Source organism: Microbacterium atlanticum (genome assembly GCF_015277815.1).
Classification (GTDB): Bacteria; Actinomycetota; Actinomycetes; order Actinomycetales; family Microbacteriaceae; genus Microbacterium; species Microbacterium atlanticum.
The window spans coordinates 2,688,866-2,707,430 of record NZ_CP063813.1 but is presented as its reverse complement, the minus strand read 5'-3'; the positions used below and the strand labels follow the sequence as shown (position 1 = coordinate 2,707,430).

Sequence of the window (18,565 nt, the reverse complement as noted above, 5' to 3'; positions counted from 1 at the left end):
AACCCACAGCCCTAGCGTCGCTGGCGGACACACCGCAGGTTCGCGGTCCTCCGCACGATCGGGCAGCACGGCCCGAACCAAGAGAAACAACAAAGGAGTTGCAATGCGATTCACACGACGCCGCACAGCCGTCGCCTTCGCGGTGCCCGCGCTCGCCCTGGGGCTTGCGCTGACGGCCTGCGCCCCCTCCACCGGAGGCGGATCGGCCACCGGCGCAGCAGGTGACACGCTCACCCTCGGCATGACCGCCGACATCCCCGGCCTCAGTGTCGGCATCCAGCCCAGCTACCAGGGCTGGTTCGCCGACGCCGCCTGGGACACGCTTCTCATCTGCGACGAGTTCGGAAAGCCTTCCGCGCAGATCGCCGAGGAGTGGGAGTACAACGACGACAAGAGCGCCGCGACGCTCAAGCTCCGCGAGGACATCAAGTTCTCCGACGGAACGGACCTCACGACCGAAGACGTGCAGGCTGCATACGAGTTCGCCGGTGAGAACAACGCTCGTTTCGCGGACCTGACCTTCGACGTCGTCGACGACTACAACATGACGATCACCTGGCCGCAGCCCACCCCGACGCTCGACCTCATCCTGTGCGAGGCGCAGATCTCCTCCGCCGAGTACTACGCCGGCGATGCGCAGGACACGACGGTCGTCGGCAGCGGCCCGTACATCTACGAGCCCAGCAAGAGCACGCAGGGCTCCACGTACACCCTCACCAAGAACCCGGACTACTTCGACAGCGACACCTACCCGTACGAGACGCTCGTGCTGAAGGTCTTCACGGACGCGACCGCCGGCCTCAACGCGCTCAAGACCGGACAGATCGACGGCATCCTCGGCAGCGCGGCGACGATCGACGAAGCCAAGAAGTCCGACCTGGAGGCCGTTACCCTCCGCGGCACCACCACCCGCCTCCTCATCACCGACCACAACGGTGAGAAGATCCCGGCGCTCGGTGACGTCCGCGTGCGACAGGCCATGAACATGGTGTTCGACCGCGACTCGATCGCGAACGACCTTTACCGCGGCTACGCCGACCCGGCGTACCAGATCTTCCGCCCGGGCAGCAGCGCCTACCTCGAGGACCTCACCGAAGACCCCTACCCGTACGACGTGGAAGCAGCCAAGGCCCTGATGGCCGAAGCGGGCTACGCGGACGGATTCACCCTGCAGATCCCGTTCTTCGAAGGCCAGAACCACGAGCTGCTCTTCCCCTACGTGACCGAGCAGCTCGCCCAGCTCAACATCACCGTCGAGCAGGTGAACCTGACCGGTCCCGACGCGATCACCGAGCTGCTGAGCGGAACCTACCCGGTGCCGCTGTGGCAGCTGGGCAACTACGGTGAGTCGCTGCAGGACATCAAGGACTACATCCTGCCGGACGGCATCTGGAACGTGTCGCACCAGCCGGACGAGACCGTCGACGCCCTGTGGCAGACCATCCTGACCGGCACCGATGAGGAGCGGATCGCGGCTCAGCAGGAGATCAACCAGTACGTGATCGACCAGGCGTGGTTCGTGCCGATGGCCTACCCGGACGGCTTCTACCTCTACAGCCCGGACATCAGCATCCCCACGATGTCGGACTTCTCCGCGCTGCACCCGCTGCTGCGGGACTTCCAGAAGAACTAGGACCCGGTGAGCCCCAGCAATGTTCCGCTATCTAGCCCTCAACCTCATCCGCGCCGCCGGACTGTTCGTGATCGTCGGCTTCATCACCTTCACGGTCACGTACACCGACGGCATCGGGATCGCCCGTTCGGTGCTCGGCCTGAGCGCCTCGGATGAACAGGTGGCCGCGAAAGCGGAGGAACTGGGGCTCACCCGTCCTCTCATCGTCCAGTACTTCGAATACCTCTCCGGGGTGATCCGTGGCGACCTCGGCGCCTCCTTCCTCACCGGCCAGACTGTGACCGACGCGCTGTCCACTCGCATCCCGGTCACCCTGTCGCTGATCATCATCACGATGACGCTGACGGCGATCATCAGCGTGGTCCTCGGCGTCACCGCAGCCCTCTACGGCGGCTGGGTCGACCGTGTCGTGCAGTTCCTCTCCGTCCTCGGCGCCGCCGTTCCAGGTTTCATCATCGCCATCGGCCTGGTGTTCGCGTTCGCCGTCGCGGTTCCTCTGTATCCGGCTACCGGCTACATACCCATCACGGATGGCGTGCAAGGGTGGCTGTGGTCGCTCACGCTCCCCGTCGCCGCCCTGGTCATCGGGACGATTGCATCCTCCGCGCAACAGTTCCGCGGGTCGGTTATCGACGCGCTGTCTCAGGACTACGTCCGTACTCTGCGGTCCCGGGGTATCAAGGAGGGGCCGCTCCTCTTCCGCCACGTGCTCCGGAATGCGGCGGGCCCGGGACTTGTGGTCCTCAGCCTCACGACACTCGGACTCCTTGGTGCAGCGCTCTTCATCGAGCAGGTGTTCGCGCTGCCCGGCATCGGCCAACTGATCGTGTCGTCAGCTCAGGCCGGCGACGTCCCGATGGTGATGGGCACGGTGGTCTTCACGATGATCCTCGTCCTCGTCATCAACTTCCTCGCCGATCTGCTCATCGGCGTTCTCAACCCGAAGTCGAGGATCCGATGACCGTCGACCAGCATGAAATCGACCCCGCGGCCGACGGCACGGCCGCTCTCACGCGCAAGAGCGTGCGGCGCAACACGTTCCGGTCGCTGCTCAAGAACCCGTTCGCGGTCTTCAGCTTCGTGGGCCTGGCGATCCTGGTGTTCGTCGCCGTGACAGCGCCGTGGCTTGCTCCTTACCCGCCCAACGCCACCGATCTGGCGTCGGCGAACGTGCCGCCATTCACCAATGGGCACCTGTTCGGGGCAGATCAGTCCGGGAGGGACATCCTCTCGCGACTGATGTGGGGAACCCAGGCGACCCTGCTCGCATGCGTTCTCGTGCTTGGCGTCTCACTCATCCTCGGCCTCACCTCCGGCCTGATCGCGGGCTTCTACCGGGGCAAGACGGAAGCGGTCGCGAACTTCATCTCCGACCTCATCATGTCGCTCCCCGGCATTGCAGTGATCATCTCGCTCTATTCGCTCACCGGCCCGAACATCCCCGCTGCGATGACCGCGTTCGGCGTGATCGTCACGCCGAGCTTCTACCGGCTGGTTCGTTCCGTGGTGATCAGCGTGCGATCGGAGCTGTATGTCGATGCCGCCAAGGTCGTCGGACTGTCAGACTTCCGTATCGTCGGACGTCACGTCCTCTCGGCTGTGCGCGCACCGGTCATCGTGCAGAGTTCGTTCGTGCTCGCCACGGCCGTCGCCATCCTCGCGGGCGTCGACTTCATCGGGCTCGGCAGTCCCAACGAGCCCTCCTGGGGTCGGGTGCTGCAGGAAGCGTTCGAGAACATCTACCTGGTGCCGGCGAACATCTTCTTCCCCGCGCTCGTCATCAGTGTGACCATTCTTGCCTTCGTGTTGCTCGGAAACGCGCTGCGCGACACGTTGCAAGCCTCCAACCGCAGTGCCGCGCTGAAACCCGCGCGGCGCCGTACGCTGGCGCGCGCCGCGCAGGACGAGCGTGTGGCAGGACTGCATGACCTGACCCCGCCCCAGGATGTCGTCCTCGCGGTACGAGGACTCCGGGTCGGTTATCCCGCAGCCCCGGACGAAGTGGCTGAGGTCGTCCACGGAGTCGATCTGGACGTCCGGCGCGGCGAGGTTCACGGACTCGTGGGGGAGTCCGGCTCCGGCAAGTCTCAGATCGCGTTCTCCGTGGTCGGCATCCTGCCCCGCGAGGCCGTCGTCCTCGGCGGCAGCGTCTTCTTCAACGGGAAGGATCTGCTGGCCGACAAGGCGCGCATCCGAAGAGCGCGCGGCCGGCAGATCGCTTATGTGCCGCAGGAGCCGATGTCGAATCTCGATCCGTCGTTCACGATCGGTGCGCAGCTCATCTACGGCCTCCGCGCGGCGACCGGGGTCTCGAAGTCGCAGGCTCGGCGCGAGCTCGTCGCTCTCCTCACCCGCGTGGGGATCGAGGACCCGGATCGGGTGATGCGTTTGTACCCGCACGAGATCTCGGGCGGGATGGCGCAGCGCGTGTTGATCTGTGGGGCCGTCGCGTCGTCCCCCGAGCTCATCGTCGCCGACGAGCCCACCACGGCCCTCGACGTCACGGTTCAGGCCGAAGTCCTCGAACTCCTGCGAGAGCTCACCGCCGAACGCGGACTCGCGATGATCATCGTCACGCACAATCTCGGCGTCGTCGCCGATCTGTGCGACCGAGTGAGCGTCATGAAGGACGGGCGGATCGTGGAGAGCAACGACGTCGACGCGCTGTTCGCAGCGCCCGAACACCCCTACACCCGTGACCTTCTCGAATCGTCGCGCAAGGTCGAGATCATGGAGGCGATCGGCGGTGAGTGAGAACCTGCTCGAAATCAACAACCTCATCGTCCGCTACGGCGGCCGACGTGGTGGAAAGACCGTTATTCAAGACGTATCCCTCGGCCTGAAGGCGGGCGAGACGGTGAGCCTGGTCGGAGAGTCCGGTTCCGGAAAGACGACCATCGGTCGAGCGATCCTCGGCTTGGCGCCCGTCACCGACGGCACGATCAGTTTCCGTGGTCAGCAGATCAGCAACATCTCCCGTGCTCGCCGGCGTCAGGTGGCACGAGACATCCAAGTCATATTCCAAGACCCCTACTCATCGCTGAACCCGTCGATGACCGTCGAGAGCATCCTGGTCGAACCTCTGCGTGCCGCCGGCGTCGCTGAGGGCCGGACAAGAGTCCGCGAGCTGTTGGATGCCGTTGGACTCCCGTCCGACGCCGGCGCTCGCTATCCCCGGGAGTTCTCGGGCGGTCAACGCCAGCGGATCGCGATCGCCCGTGCGCTCGCGCTCGAGCCGTCCGTCATCGTCTGCGACGAGCCCACGAGCGCGCTCGACGTGACGACGCAGGCTCGCGTGCTGACGCTCCTCGACGAGCTGCAGAAGGCGACGGGCGTCGCCTACCTGTTCATCAGCCACGACCTCGGCGTGGTCCACGCGATCAGCGATCGAATCGCCGTCCTCCAAGGCGGTCGCATCGTGGAGATGGGTGACGCGCACCAAGTGGCGACCAACCCGCAGCATCCTTACACTCGGCGCCTGCAGATGTCGGCGCCCATCGCGGACCCGCCCCGACAGCGCGCCCGCCGCGCTGAGCGAATCCGGCAGTTCAGCCAGTGAACGCGGGCATGCCAGAACCCGTGATCGGCTCCCGGCCGGTAGAAACCGCTCTCAGTGCTGAGCTACATCCGATCGTGCCCGGGTTCCACCCGGACCCCACCATCTGCCGAGTCGGGGACGACTACTACCTCGCACATTCGAGCTTCGAATACTTCCCAGGCGCACCGATCTTCCACAGCCGAGATCTGGTGACCTGGACCCAGATCGGCAACATCCTTTCGCGCCGGTCGCAGTTCCGGGCGGGGGAGTCCGGCCCGTCGACGGGCATCTATGGGTCCACCCTGCGGCATCGTGACGGGCGCTACTGGTTCATCACGACGAACGTCAGCGACTTCGACGCCGGGCAGCTGATCGTTCACGCCACCGATCCCGCGGGACCGTGGAGCGACCCCGTGTTCGTCCCCGAGGCGATCGGCATCGACCCCGACCTCTGCTGGGACGAGGACGGTACCTGCTACCTCACTTGGCACGTGCTCGACTTCACCGTCGGCGGTCAAGGCATTCGCCAGGCGCCGATCGATCTCGGGACCGGCCGTCTCCTCGAGCCTCACTATCCGGTGTGGCAGGGAAGCGGAATGCCGATGGCCGAAGGCCCCCACCTATACCAAATCGGCGACTACTGGTACATCATGCTCGCCGAAGGCGGCACCGAGCGCGGGCACTGCGTCACGATCGCTCGCGGGCCGAGTCCGCGCGGCCCGTTCGAATCCTGCAGCTGGAATCCGATCTTCACCCATCGCAGCAGCTCCCATCCCGTGCAGAACGTGGGGCACGCCGATCTCGTCCAGACACCTGACGGGACGTGGGCCGCGGTCTACCTGGGGGCACGTCCGCGCGGATCGACACCCGGTTTCCATGTGCTCGGCCGTGAGACATTCCTCGCCGGTGTCGACTGGGTCGATGACTGGCCTGTGTTCGACGAGGCTCGATTCGAGATCCCCGAGGCGGGGACAGGCTTCGCCGAGGACTTCACGACGTCGGTACTCGATCCGCGGTGGGTCGTCGCCGACAGCGAACCCGACGCGGTTATCGAGCGGGTTGCGGGCGGCGGGCTCCGGTTCCGCTCGTGGGGATCAGCCGCCGACGTGCTCTGCACCCGAGTCACAGACTTCGCCTGGCAGGCCGACGCCGTCGTGCAGGGATCCGGCACGGTCGGGTTGCGGCTCGACGACCGCCACTGGTGCGGCGTCATCTTCGAGGACGGTCACGCGCAGGCGATCGTACAGATCGGGGATGTCCGGCAACGGATCGGCCGCGTCGAGATCGCCGGCGATACGGCCATCCTCCGTATCTCCACGATGCCGCCCCAGGTCGCACCCGTGCCCTTCGGATACGCGGGCCCTGACGACGTCGCGCTCTCGGTCGTTCGCGATGGCGAGGTGACCGAGATCGCCCGCCTTGACGGCAGGTACTTCTCCACTGAGGTCGCCGCCGGCTTCACCGGACGCATGCTCGCGCTCGGCGCGCCCACCACCGATGGCCGTGTGCTGTCTGTGACTTACCGACCTCTGCCTGACTGAATCCTCTGAGGAACCATGCGCTACATCGACCGACAGACTCCGGCCTCCGCCGTCCTCCAGCAGCCCGACGCGAAGCAGGCGATCGGAGCCATCGCGCCCGAGCTGCTCGCGTCGCCGATGCTCACGCAGCTCGCCGACTTCCCCTTCGGCTCGCTGGCGACCTTGATCCTCGGGGAGGGCGACCCTCGGCGGGCCACCGTCCTTGATGCCGTCGCCGCGTTCGAGGACCTCAGCCCGCTCCCCCCGCAGGACCCGGCGATCGTCGCTTCGGTCGACTACGAGCAGGAGGATGTCGAGCTGGCGTCGGCCGCGGTCGTGCTTCCGGATGCTGCAACCCGCAATCACCGGGTCGATGTCGTCTTGCGAGGCCCATCTCACGGGAACCCGTTTGTTGATGTGGAGCTCTCGGCAGTGTTCACCCTGGATGACACGACGCTGCATGTCGGAGGGTTCTATGACGGCGAGGGCGTCTTCCGCCTGCGTTTCCTGCCTCCGCTCGCCGGCCGCTGGACGTTTGCGACGTCGTCGACGGCACGCTCGCTCGACGGACTCCAGGGTGTCGTCGACGTCAGCGAGTCCGATGCGCCGGGACCGGTCCGCGTGAGTGGACGCGGCTTCGTCCGCGCCGATGGCACGCAGTTCGTTCCCGTCGGCACGACGTCGTACGCCTGGACGCATCAGCCAGAGGCGCTGCAAGAGGAGACGCTGCGCTCGCTGGCGGCCTCGCCGTTCAACAAGCTGCGTATGGGTCTTTTCCCCAAGTCGTTCCTCTTCAATTCGAACGAGCCGGACCGGTTCGTGTTCGTGCGCGCCGAGGACGGCGGCTTCGACACGAGTCGCTTCGACCTGGAGTACTTCGCCCATCTCGAACGTCGCATCGACGACCTCGCGAATCTCGGCATCGATGCGGACGTCATCCTCTTCCACCCCTACGACCGGTGGGGTTTCGCGACGCTCGGGCCCGCAGCCGACGACCGCTACGTGTCGTACGTTGTGCGTCGCCTGTCAGCGTTTCCGAACGTGTGGTGGTCGATGGCGAACGAGTACGACCTCCTCACCGCGATGCGACGCGAGGACTGGGACCGGCTCGCCGGATTGGTGGTCGCGAACGACCCCGTCGCACATCCGCTGTCCATCCATAACTGGGTGGAGATCTTCGACTACACCGCAGAGTGGGCCACGCACGCGAGCATCCAGGGTGGCGGACGTGAGATGGCACAGTCGGTCGCTAAGTGGCGCAAGCGGTGGGATAAGCCGATCGTTGTCGACGAGTTCGGCTACGAGGGAGACATCGACCAGGGGTGGGGCAACCTCACCGCCGAGGAGGTCGTCCGTCGATTCTGGGAGGCGACGCTTCAGGGCGCGTACCTCACCCATGGCGAGACGTTCTGGTCCGATGACGAGGTGATCTTTTGGGCGAAGGGCGGCACGCTGCGAGGTGAGAGCCTGCCCCGGCTCGCGTTCCTCCGCGATCTCATCGAGGCTGCGCCCGAGGGGCGGGTCGCACCGCTTCCCAGTGACTGGGACTTCGCCACCGGCGGGGGAGAGGGCTACGCGCTCACCTACTTCAGCGACGCCCGACCCAAGTTCCGCACCGTCAGAGTGCCGGTGAACACGCGCGCGAAGATCGACATCATCGACACCTGGGCGATGACGATCGAGGAACTTCCCGGAATCCACGAAGGCGACGTGCGTGTGGATCTGCCCGCCCGTCCGTACATTGCCGTCCGGGTGCGCGCAGCCGACTGAGCCTGAGCCTGGGGCGGATCCGCGCGAGGACCCGCCCCCAGCGCCAGAAACGTCTGACAGTGTGCGCGGCATTGGCCGGTCTTCGCGGGCCTAGGTGTGATGTCCAGGCAGGTTGTTGAGTCTGCTGAAGGGTGGGGCTCCGATGGCGGAGTGGCGCCTGTGCTGATTGTAGAAGTGCAGCCAGCCGGGCAGCGCGGCGCGACGCTCGGTGTCTGAGGGGTAGAAGCGGGCATAGGCCCAGCCGTCGGCGAGGGTGCGATGGAAGCGTTCTATCTTCCCGTTCGTCTGCGGGCGGTAGGGGCGGGTCCGTTTGTGTCGGATGCCGAGCATGGCGCAGGCGTCTTTCCAGGCGTGGGAGCGATAGGCCGATCCGTTGTCGGACAAGACTCGCTCGACGGTGACGCCGCGGTCAGCGAACCATGCGACCGCGCGTTCGAGCACGCCGATCGCGGTGACGGCGCGCTCATCGCTGCAGATCTCGACGTAGGCGACGCGGGAGTGGTCGTCGATGACGGTGTGCAGGAACGCGGTGCCGATGTTGGGATGCCCTTTCTCGGTGTATCCGGCGCCGGCGCGGGCGGCGCGCTGCTTGTTCTTCTTGCCTTGCTGCTTGCCGACGTAGCGCCAGCCGCCGCCGTCGGGGATGTTGCCGAACTTGGTGACGTCGACGTGGATCAGGGATCCGGGATGGTCGTGTTCGTAGCGGCGGATCGGCTCGCCGGTGACCCGGTCGATGTGGCTGAGCCGGTTGATCCGGGCCCGCACCAGCACCGCATGCACCGTTGAGGCGGGAACGCCGAGCTCGCCGGCGATCTGCACCGGCCCCAGCCGCCGACGCCACCGCAACCGCACGATCCGTTTCACTGTCGCGGGCGGCGTCTTGGTCGGCATCGAGCGCGGCCGGCTGGACCGGTCAATCATTCCCGCGGGCCCTTCGGCCCGGAACCGGGCCGCCCACTTGCGCGCCGTCGGCGGTGAGGTCATGAACATCTTCGCCGCGACGGCGACCGGCCAATGCTCCTCGACGATGAGCTTGGCCAGCCGCAGACGAGCGCGCGGGGTCAGAGCAGCGTTAGCGTGGGACAACGAAGGCCTCCTGTGATGCGTGAGCGGTTCCTAGACAGCTCCACTCTCGCAACGGGAGGCCTTCGCCCGTCAGCAGATCACACGCGATTCACGCAACAACGTCCCTGGACATCACACCTAGGCCGCGTTGGCCCCGCGAGTGGCCTCTTCTGCGGGGATGGCAGGGGGCGAGACCGTTGTCATGCGCCCGCCTCGACCACTGCTTGCGCATCGGCCGTTCCTTCGCTGCGCACGGTGACGGTGATCTGCCCCTCGCCTGTCGGCCGCACGATGGCCAGTGCGCGCCCGTCGAACGTCATGCAGCTGGTCGAGTCGAAACGTTCCGCCGTAGCTGGCCGCGCCGAGCCGAGTGCGACGAGGTCGCCGGGGCCGTCCACCATCACGTGGATGGTCGCGTCCTTCGAGCTGTTCAAGACATCGCTCCCGTCGCGGAACTCGACGCTGACGTACGCAAGGTCGCTCAAATCCGACCGGATGCGAGCACGGTCTGCCCTTGCGACGAGGAGCCGGTCGGATGCGGTCACCAGCGCCGTGCGCTCGCTCGCGACGCCGTTGCGGTAAGCGATCGCGACGAGTTCTCCCGGTTCGTAAGGGACGTCGAAACTCGCCCGGAACTCCCGCGCGGCGCCGGTCGCGGCCCGCGCGAGTGATCGACCATTCAAGATCAGTTCGACCTCATCGGCGTCGCTGTACACCTCGACCTCGGTAGATGCTCCGTCGGCGAGATCCCACGTCCAGCTCGACACCGCGTCGCTCCACGCCCACTGCATCTCCAACCGCCGCTGGCCGTGATGCTGGGGCCTCAGCACCGCGATGTACGGATCCTTCCGCAGGCCGTACACGATCTCCCGATAGTACGACTGGGGCCGGCGGAACCCCGTGATGTCGAGATCGCCCGCCCACGCCGTGAGCCAGGGGAACTCGGGGTCGCCGCCGCCGCGCACCTCCGGGTCATCCGTGTAATCCGTGCGCCCGAGCCCGACCTCGCCGAGGTAGTCCCACCCGGTCCAGGTGAACCCGCCGATCACGTGATCATGTGCGATCGTCTCTGCCCACGACTGGGCCGTCACCCGGGGGTTGGTTTCCGTCCCGAGGACGACGCGGTTGGGGAAGACTCGGGCGTCGGACGCATACCGTGCTTCGGCATAGTTCAGGCCGGCGATGTCCGCCGCGCCGTGAGACTCCGCGGTGCGCACGGTGACCACATCCGAGACGGTGACCTCATCGAAGAACTCGGTCATCTCGTTCATCACGTCGTTGACGCCCCGGGCGGTGGCGTCTGCGAGACGGTTCTTCAGGTCTTCGATAACCTCGCCGGCCACCGCCCAGAAGCTGCTCACGGCAGTGGTGATGAACCGTGTCTCGTCTCGGAGCCGGATCCGTTCGGCGATGTCTCGCGCCATCGAGCCGCCGAAGCCCGAACCGTACTCGTGGATCTCGTTGCCGATGCAGTACAAGATCACGCTGGGGTGGTTGAAGTCCTTCCTGACCATCGCGTCGACGTCGCGCTCCCACCACTCCGGGAAATCGAGCGTGTAGTCGTACGCCTTGTTCATCTCCGTCCACGCGTCGAACGTCTCGTCGAACACGAGGACCCCGAGCCGGTCGCACGCGTCGAGCATCGCCGGGCTCGCCGGGCAATGCGAACTCCGGATGGCGTTGAAGCCCGCCGCTTTCAACAGCTCAATGCGCCGCTCCTCGGCGCGCTGGATCGTGGCGGCGCCGAGCGGGCCGTTGTCGTGATGGATGCACGCGCCTCGAAGCTTGATCGGCTCGTCGTTGATCCTGAGCCCGTGCCGCGGATCGATACGGAGCGTACGGATCCCGAACGGAGTGCTCACGTCGTGCGTGTCGTCGCCTTCGGTGTCGGTCAGACGGGCGCGGAATTCGTAGAGGTGCGGATCGTCCACGCCCCAGCGGCGGGGAGCGTCGACGTAGAGTCGATTGCGTACGGTCGTCGTCGCATTCGGCCGAATCGTGACCGGCCCTCGTTCGTGCGCGACGACCGTTCCTTCCGCGTCGTGCACCTCCACCTCAAGCGACAGCCGACGCGTGCCGGTGCTCTGATTCCGAATCAGCACGGCGGTCTCGACGACGGCGCACTCCTCGTCGACGTCCGGTGTGGTGATTCGGATCTCGTCGTCCACGATGTGCGCCAGCGGCGTGACGACGAGATGGACATCGCGGTAGATCCCGAGACCGGTGTACCAGCGCGAGTCCTGGTTCGCGCGGGCCTCCACGCGCACCACGTTCTCCTGGCCATAGCGAAGGTGGGCGTCGAGCGAGACTCGAAAGACGCTGTACCCGTACTTCCACTGGCCCGCGAACTCGTCGTTCACGTAGACCATTGCGTCGCGGTACACCCCGTCGAACGCGATCGTCACCCGCTGCTCGCGCCACTCGAGCGGAACGTGGAAACGCTTCGTGTACTCGACCTCTCCGCCGGGGAAGAATGCGGACGACGCACCTCCGGCGATGTCTGCCGACCGATCGAACTCGATCATTGCATCGTGGGGGAGCGTGACCTTCTTGGATGCTGCGCCGCCCATCAGATCGACGAAGCCGCTGATCTTGCGGCGGACACTCCAGTCGTCATTGAACAGGTTCTTGCTCATGGTGCTCCATTCGAAGGGCGCGCGCGTGATCGATCTGGCACGGGCTGCACGACCGATGACCGACGACCGATGACCGATGCCTTGCATCGGGATCGACCCTCACATCGTGACTACCGGGTCCCCGCGGTGCAGACAACCGGGGACCCCTACCGTTGCGCAATAGTCCTCGCCGCTGATGGGAGAGAATGCACCGGCTCGTAGGCTGGTGGTCCCCACCGTTCGCGGCGTTGGTGCGCCTGGGACATCCGGCAGCGCGCAAGGGTCTGAGAAGGCACCACCCATGTCGCACGATAGTCGCGCCACGAAACGTGCAGCGAACCGACGGCTTCGGCACCATCGAGTCCTGCGCAGTAGGCCCAGGCATCCGGCCCCGCCGTTCCCGCGGCGTGGACTCCTGGCGCTCGCGGCGGCCATCTTCGTCTCGATGTCGACCGAGTTCTTGCCCGGTGGCCTGTTGCCGAACATCGCGGCGACGTTCGATCGTCCGGTCACCGACGTTGGGCAGCTGATCACCGTCTTCGCCGGGGCAGTCATCCTCACCGCGGCGCCACTCGCGGTGCTCACGCGGCGAGTACCGCGCAAGCCGCTCGCAATCGTCGCGCTCATCGGAATCGCAGCCGCGACGGGTCTTGCTGCCTTCGCGCCCACGTTCGAGGTGCTTCTCATCGCGCGGGTGTCAGGCGGTGTCGCGCACGGTCTGTTCTGGTCGGTGGCCGCGGCATACGCGGCCGATCTCGTGGCACCCTCGCAGCTCGGGAGAGCGACTGCGATCACCGCGGCAGGCGGTTCGGTCGCAGGCGTGCTCGGAGTCCCGCTCGGCAACGCGCTGGGTCAGGCGTTCGGCTGGCGAGTCGCCTTCGGAACCCTGGCCGCGGTCGCGGTGCTCGTGGTGCTTCTCGTGGTGCTCCTCCTTCCGGCCGTGGCGCCGAGTCGGGCACTCCCGCGCACGTCGTCAACGCGGAACCACTCGACGCCATCGGCGATCGGCGGCATCCTGCTCGTGTGCGCGATCATCCTGCTCGTCGTGATCGGGCAGACCACCTACGGCACCTACTCGGTGGTGTGGCTGAGCGATGTCGCCTCGATTCCTTCGGCGTCGATCCCGGCGTTCCTCTTCGGCACGGGCCTTGCGGCATTTGTCGCCGTATCTGGCATCGGGCGTATTGCAGACCGATCGCCGAATACCGCGCTCCTTCTCGGGATCGCGCTCGCAGCTGTTCTGAGCGCGCTGTTCCCGCTCTCAGCCGCCTGGGGTGTCGGTCCGCTGGTGATCGCGGCGCTCTTGCAAGCGATGGCCTTCGCTGTCGTCCCGATCCTGCTGCAGACCCGGATGATGCGAATCACTCCGCCGCAGCAGCGTTCGACGGCGGCGGCGCTCCAGACCACCGCTTTCAATGTCGCGATCGGTGGCGGCGCTGTGGTCGGCGCTCTCGTCGTCGGCGAGTGGGGACTCGAGGCACTGCCGTGGGTGGCGGCTCTGCTCACCGGCGCCGGATTGATCCTGTTGCTTCTCACGTCCCCATCAAGATCCTCGGATCCCGCATCCGATCCGCACCCTTCCTCGAGCCCCATGGAGGTTCCCGATGTCCCCTGATTCCGCACACCTCGACACCAGCCTCAGCGACACCGAGCGCGCCGACCTCCTCCTCGCCCAGATGACGGTGCGTGAGAAGGCGCACCAGCTTGTCTCGGTACCGCCGTGGTACCTGGTGCTGGCTGACGGCAGCGCCCCGACCGTGCGCGACGAGTGGCTGAACAAGGCACCTGGCCACATCTGCAACTTCGGCGTCGATGACCCCGCGACGATGGCTCGAATCGTCGGCGACCTGCAACATGCCGCGGTCCAGGGCACCCGGCTCGGCGTCCCTCTCCTCGTGCACATCGAAGCCCTGAACGGGCTGCTCGCCGGCGGGCACATGGTCTTCCCGACCTCGATCGGTCTCGCGGCGACCTGGAGCCCCGAGCTCGTGCAGGAGATGGCAGACACCATCCGCAAGCAGTTGCTCCGCGTCGGCGTACGCCAGGCGCTGTCGCCCAACATGGATGTTGCGCTGGACCCGCGCTGGGGTCGTGTGCATGAGACCTACGGTGAGGACCCCTATCTGGTCGCGGCGCTCAGCGTCGCGTACACCCGAGGTCTTCAGGGTGACGACCTACGTACCGGTGCGATCGCCACGGCGAAGCACTTCGTCGGCTACGGCCTGCCGACGGGCGGCATGAACCTCTCTTCCTACGAGGGCGGCCCTCGTCGCACTCGCGACCTCTTCGCCTATCCCTTTGAGGCGGCGATCCAGCTGGCCGGCCTGGCCTCGGTCATGAACTCCTATTCCGACGTCGATGGAGTCCCCGCTGCGGCGAACCCCGACGTGCTCACGACCCTGCTTCGCGACACCCTCGGCTTCGACGGGTTCGTCTCCAGCGACTACATGACCCTCGAGCACATCCACACTCGCCAGCGAGCCGCCGCCTCGCCGGCCGACGCTGGTCGCCTCACGATCGCCGCTGGACTCGACACCGAGTTCCCCTTCCCGTACGGCTACGGCGACGCGCTCGTCGGCGAGGTCGAAGCCGGACGCGTCGATATCGCCCACGTCGACCGCTCGGTCCGACGCATCCTCACCGCCAAGTTCCGTCTCGGGCTGTTCGAGAACCCGTACCCCGCGGAGCGCATCGAGATCGCCGAGGTGGCGTCTGAGGGGCGTGAGCTCTCGCGCGAACTTGCTCGCCGCTCGGTCGTGCTCGTCAAGAACGACGGGCTGCTCCCGCTCGCCGCCGATGCCCAAAGCGTTGCCATCATCGGGCCCCACGCGGATGCGGTGAAGCTGCAGTTCCCCACCTACAGCTACCCAGCGTTCCGCGACATGACTACCTTCATGTCGGGTGGGGGCATGGGCAACATGGTCGGGATCGACCCGGGCATGGCCGCCTGGAACAACAGCCTGTTCCCCTCGACGCCCATCGAAGACTTCGTCCGCGACCGGCTGGGCGCAACCTCGCTCGTCGACGAGATCGGCCGACACGCACCCATCACGCACGTCGCGACGGGCAGCACGCTCACGACCGACCTCGGCGCGGAAGCGATCGCCGAGGCGGTAGCGGCGGCTGAGGCCGCGGACGTCGTCGTGCTGGCGCTCGGCGGGGCGAGTCTGTGGTTCAACGGGGAACGCACGGAGGGTGAAGCGAGCGACTCGGCCGACATCTCGCTGCCCGCCGCGCAGGTGCACCTGGCGGAGGCCGTTGCCGCGACGGGCAAGCCGATCATCGCGGTGCTCGTTCAAGGCCGCGCGTACACACTGCCGCAGGTGGTCCAGGACGCTGCCGCGATCGTCGTGTCGTCGTACGGCGGGCCGTTCGGTCCGGCGGCCGTCGCCGACGTTCTGTTCGGGGAGGTGAATCCGAGCGGAAAACTGCCGTACAGCATCCCGCGTCACACCGGCCAGATCCCGGTCTACCATCACCAGCGGTCCGGTACCGGCTACCGCAACCCGCTGCCGCCCGACGTCGACCGCCACTACCTCGACATGCCGGCGACCCCGCTGTACACCTTCGGGCACGGCCTGAGCTACACAGAGTTCGAGCTGTCAGATCTGGTTGCGGATGCCGAGATGACAACCAGCGGATCAGCGCGGATCGCGGCGACCGTGCGCAACGCGGGCGACCGTGGCGGCGATACCGTCGTGCAGCTCTACGCACGTGTCAACACCGCCGGCGCGACCCGCCCGGCGCAGCAACTTGCGGGGTTCGCCCGGGTCTCGCTCGCGGCGGGGGAGTCTCGCCAAGTGACCTTCACGCTGGATGCTGCGCAACTGGGGTACACGGATATTGGAGGCGAGTTCGTCGTTGAGCCCTCGCCGGTGAACGTGTGGGTGAGCTTTGATGCCGAGTCGCGCCCCCTCGAGACCGTACTCGACGTCATTGGTCCCCGGCGCGCGCTGGCGAGCGCCGGAAGGACATTCTTGTCGGCGATCGCGGTGACCTCGAGCTGACTCGCAGGGGCGGCCCGATGCACCGAGGACTGCCGGCCTCTGGGATTCAGACGCTGGGATGGCCACCTGAACCGGCTGAGCCCGACCGCGAGTCCCGAGGCAACGATGAGTCCACGTCCCAGTCAGAACTGAAGATGGTTCAACGGCCCCGACCGGGATCCGGGTGATCGCGGGAGTTCTCCGCTGAGACAGGTCAGACTGATTGACCCGGATCGCCCTCGGCAGAATTGAAATCCCTCCGTCTCCGCTTCACACCCCGGGTGGTCGGCTACCCGCACGTGCCCACATCCTGCCCACCAACCGTCGGGATCGAGGCTGATTCGCATGGTTCGAGTGACCGCAGATTCCGCGGAATCCTGCGGGTTGCGGGTCCAAGCGGATCGGAAGAAAATCCCTGGTCAGTCCTCATAATCGTGAGGTCGCGGGTTCAAGCCCCGCTCCTGCTACCGATGAGAACCCCCGGATTTCCGGGGGTTCTGCCGTTCCCGCGCCCGGGGATGACGGAGACGGTCAGCTCGTCCTGGGTGCCCTCCACCACGCCGAAGGCGAAGTTCAGGGTGGAAGGAGCTCTCGCCCACGAGGTGGTGAAGGCCTGACCCGCGCGCGGGCGCGCGAGGAGTCGTCCGGTCACCCGCGCTCCGTGGGAGCATTCGAAGATGCTGCAGCCGATTGCCGACGGCGTGTTCGTACACGTCAGCGAGTTCATCCAGAGCAACTGCACCGTGGTGCAGGGGCGAAAGGGCGTGCTGCTGGTCGACCCCGGCATCACCGCCGGCGAGATGGCGTGCCTCGCGGCCGACCTCCGTGCACTCGGGCAGCCGGTCGTCGCGGGCTTCGCCACGCACCCCGACTGGGATCACGTGCTCTGGCACGACGAGTTCCGAGACGCGCCGCGTTACGGCACCGCCCGGTGCGCGGCATCCATCCGCGACCTGCTCGCACAGCCGGATTGGACGGATGCCATCGCGCAAGGCCTTCCGCCGGAGTACGCCGATGAGATCCCGATGACGCTGCTGGGTCTCATCGAAGGACTGCCGGACGGCGCACGGAGAGTCCCGTGGGACGGGCCGGAGGTGCGCGTCTTCGAGCACCGCGCCCACGCGCCCGGCCACGCCGCGCTTCTCATCGAAGGAAGCCGGGTGCTCGTGGCCGGCGACATGCTCAGCGACATCCTGATGCCCTTCCTCGATCTCGAAGCCGCCGATCCCCTCGGGGACTACCTCCACGCGCTCACGCTGTTCGCGGAGATCGCCGGCGACGTGGACGTCGTCGTGCCCGGCCACGGCGCGATCGGGACCGCGGACGATCTGCGGCAGCGCATCGCTGCCGACCGCGCCTATGTGACGGCGCTGCGCGACGGGACCGCGCTCGACGACGTCCGCATCGGCTCGTCCGCGCCGCTCGACTGGCTGCCGGATATCCACGAGTGGCAGGCTCAGCGGATCCGTGACAGGCGCCGGGCCTGACGGGGCGAGCGGCGCTACCCGCCCCGACGAGCCATCCCGCCGGTGTCGGAGGTTGCGGTTAAGGTCCGTGCATGGCGGAGCGCGTGGAGCTGTGGTGGGCGAGGCGCCAGTTCTCGAAGGACCGCGAGGTGCCCTACCCTGTGGGCACCTACCGCGCGGAGTGGGCGGCCTATCCCGCCCTGATCCGGCAGTACCACCCCGAACTCAACGCAGGCATCACCCTGACCCAGGTCCCGCCGGCAGCAGACGTGCTGCTGCTGTGGGAGTGTGAGGCCGGCCACCGGTTCGCGGCCACTCCCGACGAGCAGCGCTCGCGCCCGGGCCGCGAGCGGCGCAGGTCCGCGTGGTGCCCGGACTGCTCGGTCCTCGCCGACCCGCCGCGCATACGCGCGGCGCCTGCTCCCTGGCGCCCGGCGCGCACGAAGTCGAAGCGCTCGCTCTGCCCGAAGACACCCGACCTGCCGGTGGGGGAGCCGTTCTTCAGTCCCTGCGCGCCCAAGCCCGCGTCCGCGGCCGAAGGTCGCGTGCGCGCCGATGTCTTGTCGCGGCTCGCGGTCACGCGGGGCGCGAACGCGATCCGCGCCGCCCGCCCCTTCTTCGATCACCTCGAGGTGTGGCCCGATCTCCTCCTGCCCGAGCTGCGCGTGGCGATCGAGTACGACACGGTCGGCCGGCACGGACTCGAGCACGTGGGCAAGCGCGAGGACGCGGACCGCCGTAAAGACCGGGTGATCCGCGCCTCCGGCTGGGAGGTGGTGCGCATCCGCACGGGCAAGCTGCAGGCGATCGGGCCGCACGACCTCGAGCTGGCGACCTGGTCCGGGCGCAGCATCGACCGGCTCATCGACGCCTTGCGCGGCATCCGCGGTGCTCTCCTCGTCGACGCCTATCTCATCTGAACGGGGCTTCTCGGGCGATTTCGTGAACTTCCACGCATCTTCTCCGCGCGCG

Annotated in this window: 12 protein-coding genes; 10 read left to right on the top strand and 2 right to left on the bottom strand. The window is 67.0% G+C overall.

What is annotated here, in order from left to right:
- Positions 1 to 103: 103 nt before the first annotated feature.
- Genes IR212_RS12420 through IR212_RS12395 form a run of 6 tightly spaced genes read left to right on the top strand, consistent with a single transcriptional unit; the run spans position 104 to position 8,461 of the window.
- Entirely contained in the window at positions 104 to 1,633 is a 1,530-nt protein-coding gene (locus tag IR212_RS12420; RefSeq protein WP_194396208.1) for an ABC transporter substrate-binding protein, read from the top strand.
- Positions 1,634 to 1,652: 19 nt separating this feature from the next.
- Positions 1,653 to 2,594, top strand: coding sequence for an ABC transporter permease (locus IR212_RS12415; RefSeq protein WP_194396207.1), 942 nt, complete (start codon positions 1,653 to 1,655; stop codon positions 2,592 to 2,594).
- Positions 2,591 to 4,387: a dipeptide/oligopeptide/nickel ABC transporter permease/ATP-binding protein gene (locus IR212_RS12410; RefSeq protein ID WP_194396206.1), complete on the top strand. Its 1,797-nt coding sequence runs from the start codon at positions 2,591 to 2,593 to the stop codon at positions 4,385 to 4,387. The genes IR212_RS12415 and IR212_RS12410 overlap by 4 nt, the downstream gene beginning before the upstream one ends.
- Positions 4,380 to 5,192 (top strand): ATP-binding cassette domain-containing protein, encoded by an 813-nt coding sequence (locus IR212_RS12405; RefSeq protein WP_194396205.1) that lies wholly within the window; start codon positions 4,380 to 4,382, stop codon positions 5,190 to 5,192. Before IR212_RS12410 ends, IR212_RS12405 begins: the two co-directional genes overlap by 8 nt.
- A gap of 8 nt (positions 5,193 to 5,200) precedes the next feature.
- The gene (locus IR212_RS12400) at positions 5,201 to 6,712 is read left to right on the top strand and encodes a glycoside hydrolase family 43 protein (protein ID WP_194396204.1); all 1,512 of its coding nucleotides are present in this window, start codon (positions 5,201 to 5,203) and stop codon (positions 6,710 to 6,712) included.
- A gap of 15 nt (positions 6,713 to 6,727) precedes the next feature.
- Complete coding sequence (locus IR212_RS12395) at positions 6,728 to 8,461, top strand: DUF5605 domain-containing protein (RefSeq protein ID WP_194396203.1); 1,734 nt, start codon at positions 6,728 to 6,730, stop codon at positions 8,459 to 8,461.
- Positions 8,462 to 8,551: 90 nt separating this feature from the next.
- Here the strand turns inward: IR212_RS12395 and IR212_RS12390 are convergent, their stop codons facing one another.
- Complete coding sequence (locus tag IR212_RS12390; RefSeq protein WP_194395612.1) at positions 8,552 to 9,547, bottom strand: IS481 family transposase; 996 nt, start codon at positions 9,545 to 9,547, stop codon at positions 8,552 to 8,554.
- A 179-nt stretch (positions 9,548 to 9,726) separates the two neighbouring features.
- The gene (locus IR212_RS12385) at positions 9,727 to 12,162 is read right to left on the bottom strand and encodes a glycoside hydrolase family 2 TIM barrel-domain containing protein (RefSeq protein WP_194396202.1); all 2,436 of its coding nucleotides are present in this window, start codon (positions 12,160 to 12,162) and stop codon (positions 9,727 to 9,729) included.
- 205 nt (positions 12,163 to 12,367) lie between these two features.
- Here IR212_RS12385 and IR212_RS12380 point away from each other — a divergent pair, with 205 nt between their 5' ends.
- From IR212_RS12380 to IR212_RS12365, 4 genes are all read left to right on the top strand, one after another.
- Positions 12,368 to 13,756 carry an MFS transporter gene (locus IR212_RS12380; RefSeq protein WP_194396201.1) on the top strand — a complete coding sequence of 463 codons (1,389 nt, stop codon included), beginning with the start codon at positions 12,368 to 12,370 and terminating at the stop codon, positions 13,754 to 13,756.
- Complete coding sequence (locus tag IR212_RS12375; protein WP_194396200.1) at positions 13,746 to 16,148, top strand: glycoside hydrolase family 3 N-terminal domain-containing protein; 2,403 nt, start codon at positions 13,746 to 13,748, stop codon at positions 16,146 to 16,148. The genes IR212_RS12380 and IR212_RS12375 overlap by 11 nt, the downstream gene beginning before the upstream one ends.
- A 656-nt stretch (positions 16,149 to 16,804) precedes the next feature.
- The gene (locus tag IR212_RS12370) at positions 16,805 to 17,614 is read left to right on the top strand and encodes an MBL fold metallo-hydrolase (RefSeq protein WP_194396199.1); all 810 of its coding nucleotides are present in this window, start codon (positions 16,805 to 16,807) and stop codon (positions 17,612 to 17,614) included.
- A 71-nt stretch (positions 17,615 to 17,685) separates the two neighbouring features.
- The gene (locus tag IR212_RS12365) at positions 17,686 to 18,513 is read left to right on the top strand and encodes a zinc-ribbon domain-containing protein (RefSeq protein WP_194396198.1); all 828 of its coding nucleotides are present in this window, start codon (positions 17,686 to 17,688) and stop codon (positions 18,511 to 18,513) included.
- Positions 18,514 to 18,565 lie beyond the last annotated feature (52 nt).